The sequence below is a fragment of the Bradyrhizobium sp. PRIMUS42 genome (genome assembly GCF_023006515.1).
Classification (GTDB): domain Bacteria; phylum Pseudomonadota; class Alphaproteobacteria; order Rhizobiales; family Xanthobacteraceae; genus Bradyrhizobium.
In genome coordinates, this window is the sequence record NZ_JALBGZ010000563.1 from 1 (window position 1) to 4,143 (window position 4,143).

A 4,143-nucleotide genomic window follows, 5' to 3' on the forward strand; every position below is an offset into this window, starting at 1 on the left:
CCGCGCCCGGCGCGCGATAGACCTTTTCGGCGGCCGCCGTCGTCAAGGTCAGCCGCGAGCGATCCGCCGCCGATATCTCGACATCGAAGCTGTCCCCGCCGGCGACCCCGCCGGCCGTGTTGACGAACACGCCGGAGAGCCCTTCGCCTTCCGGCGAGGGAAAGCGCACGCGCAGCGAGCCGGATTCATGCAAGACGCCGCGCCGCGTCACGCCATCGCGCGCATGGACATCGAAGCGCACCGCGCCGCGGGCACGGTTCGCCTCGAAAACCGTTGACGTAACTGAAACGTCGCTGCGCATCCGCCTCCCCAGCCGGTCGCGGCAGAATGGCTTACAGCGCCATCTGGCGGCTGATCTCGCTCGCGTCGAGATTGCTGCGATCGCAGGTGAATTTCACCGCGCCGCGATCCATCACCGCGAAACTGTCGCCGAGTTCGCAGGCAAAGTCGAGATATTGTTCGACCAGCACGATGGCGATATTGCCGAGGTTGCGCAAATACGAGATGGCCCGTCCGATGTCCTTGATGATCGAAGGCTGGATGCCTTCGGTCGGCTCATCGAGCAGGAGCAGCTTCGGCCGCATCACCAGCGCGCGGCCGATCGCGAGCTGTTGCTGCTGGCCGCCAGAGAGGTCGCCGCCGCGCCGGCCGAGCATGGATTGCAGCACGGGGAAGAGCGAGAACACGTCGTCCGGAATGTGCTTGTCTTCGCGCTTGAGCGGACCGAAGCCGGTCTTGAGATTCTCCTCGACCGTCAGCAGCGGAAAGATCTCGCGGCCCTGAGGCACGAAGCCGATGCCCTTGCGTGCGCGCTCATAGGGCTTCAGGCCAGTGATGTCGCTTCCGTCGAGCACAATCGCGCCCGAGGAGATCGGATACTGCCCGACCATGGCGCGCAGGAGCGAGGTCTTGCCGACGCCGTTGCGCCCGAGCACGCACGTCACCTTGCCCGGCTCCGCCGAGATCGAGACGCCGCGTAGCGCCTGCGCCGCGCCGTAGAACAGGTTGATGTCCTTGACCTCAAGCATCGCTCAGCGTCCCAGATAGACTTCGATGACCCGCTCGTTGGACGAGACCTGGTCGATGGTTCCTTCCGCGAGCACCGTGCCTTCGTGCAGGCAGGTGACCTTGACGCCGAGCTCGCGCACGAACGTCATGTCGTGCTCGACGACCATCACGGTGTGGGTCTTGTTGATTTCCTTGAGCAGCTCGGCGGTGAGGTGCGTCTCGACGTCGGTCATCCCTGCGACGGGCTCGTCGACCAGCAGGAGCTTCGGATCCTGAGCGAGCAGCATGCCGATCTCCAGCCATTGCTTCTGGCCGTGGCTGAGGCTGCCGGCGAGACGGTTGCGTGCCTCTGTGAGACGGATCGTCTCCAGCACCTTGTCGATGCGCTCGGACTCGGCCTTGCTGCCGCGCCAGAACAACGTGCCGCGGACCGAGTGGTCGACATTGAGCGCGAGCAGGAGGTTGTCCTGCACGGTCTGGCTCTCGAACACGGTCGGCTTCTGGAACTTGCGTCCGATGCCGAGCTCGGCGATGCGGGTCTCATCGAGCCGCGTCAGATCAGTGACGCCGTCGAACAGCACGGTGCCCTCATCCGGCTTGGTCTTGCCGGTGATGATGTCCATCATCGTGGTCTTGCCGGCGCCGTTGGGGCCGATGATGGCACGCATCTCGCCGGGCTCGAGCGTCAGCGACAAATTGTTGATGGCGTGGAAGCCGTCGAACGAGACGTGCACGCCGTCGAGATACAGCATCGCCGAAGTCGTGCGGGTGTCCATGACGTTCATCGCGCTACTCCGCCATCTTGGGTTCGGTAACGCCGTCTTCGGCCGCAGCGCTCGCCAGGCTCGCGGCGTTGCGCTTTTCCTTCGAGGAGTCCCACCAGGCGTTGAAGGTGCCGATGATGCCCTTCGGCAGCAGCAGCGTCACCAGGATGAACAGCGCGCCCAGCATGAACAGCCAGTACGGCGCCAGCATGCCGGAGGTGAAGAAGGTCTTGGCGTAGTTGACGACGACGGCGCCGAGCGCAGCGCCGACCAGCGTGCCACGGCCACCGACCGCGACCCAGATCACCGCCTCGATCGAATTGCCGGGCGCAAATTCGGATGGATTGATGATGCCGACCTGCGGCACGTAGAGTGCGCCCGCGACCCCGGCCATGCAGGCCGACACCGTGAACACGAACAGCTTGTAGGATTCGACGCGGTAGCCGAGGAAGCGCGTGCGCGATTCTGCGTCCCGCACCGCGATCAGGACCTTGCCGAGCTTGGACGAGACGATGGCGCGGCAGATCAGAAAGCCGATGATCAGCGCCAGGCAGCTCAGCGCGAACAGCGCCGCGCGGGTACCTTCAGCCTGGACGTTGAAGCCGAGGATGTCCTTGAAGTCGGTCAGGCCGTTGTTGCCGCCGAAGCCGAAATCGTTGCGGAAGAAGGCGAGCAGCAGCGCATAGGTCATCGCCTGCGTAATAATCGAGAGATACACGCCGGTGACACGGGAGCGGAAGGCAAGCCAGCCGAAGCAGAAGGCGAGCAGGCCGGGCACCACCAGTACCATCAGCGCGGCGAACCAGAACATGTCGAAGCCGTACCAGTACCAGGGCAGCTTCGAATAGTTCAGGAACACCATGAAGTCGGGCAGGACCGGATTGCCATACACACCGCGGGTGCCGATCTGCCGCATCAGATACATGCCCATGGCGTAGCCGCCGAGCGCGAAGAAGGCGCCATGGCCGAGCGAGAGGATGCCGCAATAACCCCAAATCAGATCGATCGCGAGCGCGAGGATGGCGTAGCAGACGTATTTGCCCCACAGCGCGACGAGATAGGTCGGCACTTGCAGGAACGACCCAGCGGGCAGCAGCAGGTTGGAGAGCGGGATGAGAATGCCGCAGGCCGCGACGACGGCAAGGAAGATCGTCGCGCTGCGGTCCAGCGATCGCGTCAGCATGTGAGGGGTCATGCTTCCACCGCACGGCCCTTGAGCGCGAACAGGCCGCGCGGCCGCTTTTGAATGAACAGGATGATCAGAACCAGGATGGCGATCTTGCCGAGCACTGCGCCGGCGACCGGCTCCAGGAATTTGTTGGCGATGCCGAGCGTGAAGGCGCCGACCAGCGTGCCCCAGAGATTGCCGACCCCGCCGAACACCACGACCATGAAGCTGTCGATGATGTAGCTCTGGCCGAGATTGGGGCTGACATTGTCGATCTGCGACAGCGCCACCCCGGCGATTCCGGCAATGCCCGAACCGAGGCCGAAGGTCAGTGCGTCGACGCGCGAGGTGGCGATGCCCATCGAGGCGGCCATGCGGCGGTTCTGCGTCACCGCGCGCATCTCGAGGCCCAGCGCGGTGTAGCGCAGCATCGCCAGCAGGATCGCGAACACGGCGAGCGTGAACACGAGGATCCAGAGCCGGTTATAGGTGATGGTGATCTGGCCGATTTCGAACGCGCCGCTCATCCAGGAGGGATTGCCGACCTCGCGGTTGGTCGGGCCGAACATGGTGCGCACCGCCTGCTGCAGCACCAGCGACAGACCCCAGGTCGCCAGCAGCGTCTCCAGCGGACGGCCGTAGAGGAAGCGGATGATGCTGCGCTCGATCAATACGCCGATCGCGCCGGCGACGACGAAGGCAAGCGGCACGGCGATCAGCAGCGAATAGTCGAACAGGCCGGGATAGCGGGTGCGGATCACCTCCTGCACCACGAAGGTGGTGTAGGCGCCGATCATCACCATCTCGCCATGCGCCATGTTGATCACGCCCATCACGCCGAAAGTGATGGCGAGCCCGATCGCTGCGAGCAGCAGCACCGAGCCGAGCGAGAGGCCGTACCAGGCATTCTGAACCGTGGACCAGATGGCGAGCGAAGACTGGATCGAGCCGATCGCGCTCGCGGCGGCCTTGGTCACCGAGGCCGGCTGGTCGCCCATGCCGGTGAGCAGAGCCATCGCCTCCTGATCGCCGCGGGCCTTGAGCGTGGCGACTGCCTCGAGCTTCTCGACCTCGGAGGCATCCGCCTTGAACAGCCGGATGGCCGCAGCGAGAAAGTGCCGAGCAGCGCGGCGAACTGGTCGCCGACGGGGGTACCGGAAAACCAGCCGGCAATCGACTCGGAGAAGCCGAACACCAGCATGG

At 64.7% G+C, this 4,143-nt stretch carries 5 protein-coding genes; all 5 read right to left on the reverse strand.

The window, feature by feature from the left end; all coding sequences use genetic code 11:
- Positions 1-301: urease accessory protein UreD (locus MOV75_RS29275; protein WP_247007068.1), on the reverse strand; the 301-nt coding region annotated here is incomplete at its 3' end.
- Between the two features lie 31 nt (positions 302-332).
- Entirely contained in the window at positions 333-1,028 is a 696-nt protein-coding gene (gene urtE / locus MOV75_RS29280) for an urea ABC transporter ATP-binding subunit UrtE (RefSeq protein ID WP_166813106.1), read from the reverse strand.
- Between the two features lie 3 nt (positions 1,029-1,031).
- Entirely contained in the window at positions 1,032-1,793 is a 762-nt protein-coding gene (urtD, locus tag MOV75_RS29285) for an urea ABC transporter ATP-binding protein UrtD (protein ID WP_246920254.1), read from the reverse strand.
- A 4-nt stretch (positions 1,794-1,797) separates the two neighbouring features.
- Complete coding sequence (gene urtC / locus MOV75_RS29290) at positions 1,798-2,967, reverse strand: urea ABC transporter permease subunit UrtC (RefSeq protein ID WP_246920249.1); 1,170 nt, start codon at positions 2,965-2,967, stop codon at positions 1,798-1,800.
- A partial coding sequence (gene urtB, locus MOV75_RS29295) for an urea ABC transporter permease subunit UrtB (protein ID WP_247007069.1) occupies positions 2,964-4,143 on the reverse strand: 1,180 nt, incomplete at its 5' end. The genes urtC and urtB, both read right to left, overlap by 4 nt.